This window comes from Endozoicomonas sp. SESOKO3, from assembly GCF_024606255.1.
The window spans coordinates 1-1427 of the sequence record NZ_JAHHPR010000520.1 but is presented as its reverse complement, the minus strand read 5'-3'; the positions used below and the strand labels follow the sequence as shown (position 1 = coordinate 1427).

The window sequence follows — 1427 nt, the reverse complement described above, 5'->3', positions numbered from 1 at the left end:
AACGACCATTCTGGCAATATCATCAAGCTCCATGCCACTCCGGGCGAAGAAGCGCCTGAGACGTTTACGCCCGGAGTCGATCACTGGACCAGATCGTTACTTAATCGCTGTCGCTTTTTTAGGGACAAAGGGCATCGTTCTGGTTTACATCAACAGGCTTGCGCTTTCGATGTTCTCTTTTGTGAGTCGACAGCGTTTGAGCATTCTTGCAGACCTTTCCACATGGCCGCTGTATGCCATCCTCTCCGACCACTGCTGCATAACAGGTCTGTTGTCCTCTGTGGTATCTGCTTTTGTGCTCCGACAGGGCTTTAATATTCTTGAAGACCTTTCTGCATGGCCGTTCTATGCCATCCTTACTGATCTCTGCCCCTTCACAGGTTTGTTGTTCGCTATGGTCTCTCCTTTTGTGATCTGACAGGTCTTGAGCACTCTTGCAGATTTTTCCGCAGGGTCGCGGCTGGCCATCCTCCCCGGCCAAGGTTACGTTACAGGTTTTTTTTCCGCTGTGCCTCTTTCTTTTGTGAGCCGACAGGGCTTTAATATTCTTGCAGACTTTTCCGCATGTCAGGTGTTGGTCCTCTCCCCCGTCCACTATCACATCACAGGTTTTTTGCCCGCTGTGAAATAATCTTTTGTGCTCCGACAGGGCTCTGGCATTTTTGAAGACCTTTCCACATGGCCGCTGCAAGCCGTCCTTCCTGACATCTGTCTCTTCACAGGTTTGTTGTTTGGTGTGGTCTCTTCTTTTGTGCTCCGACAGATCCAGCCTGCTATTGCAGACCTTCCCGCATAGTTGCGGCTGACCATATTTCAGGTTCACTATCACGTCACAGATTTTTTCCCCAATATGATATCTACTTTTGTGATTCGACAGAGCTTGAGCATTCCGGAAGATCCTTCCGCAAAGCCGCTGCTGGCCATTCTCCCAAGTTACTGTTGCGTCACAGCTTTTTTGCACGGTGTGCTTGCTGCTTTTGTGACTCGACAGGACTTTAGTATTCTTGAAGACCCTTCCGCATTGTCGCAGCTGAACATTCTTCCCGATCATGACCACGTTACAGGTTTGTTGTGCGGTGTGGTATCTGCCTTTGTGATCCGACAGAGCTCTGGCATCCCTGCAGACCATCCCGCATGGACGCTGTTGGCCATCCTCCCCAATCACTGTCACGACACAGGTGGGTTGCGTGGCAGCGTCAGTTGTAAAAGCAACCCCTGCACTCATTGATTCCAATGATTCCATTGAGTTGCAGCGTCCGCTTGAGGTGCCATCCACGGCACGCACATGTAGCTTAACTTGTGGGTGAGAATCGCATTGGAGTTGAATAATAGTGAGTTGATCCAATGTTTCGAAGAGTGAGAAATCTGTAAGGTCTTCAGAATCAAAACGACCTGTGCAACTAAAGCAATATCCATCGGCCAAATGA

General features: G+C 49.5%; 1 protein-coding gene. It reads right to left on the bottom strand.

The features are described from left to right. Positions 1 to 118 precede the first annotated feature (118 nt). A partial coding sequence (locus KDK18_RS08980) for a hypothetical protein (RefSeq protein WP_257254564.1) occupies positions 119 to 1427 on the bottom strand: 1309 nt, incomplete at its 5' end.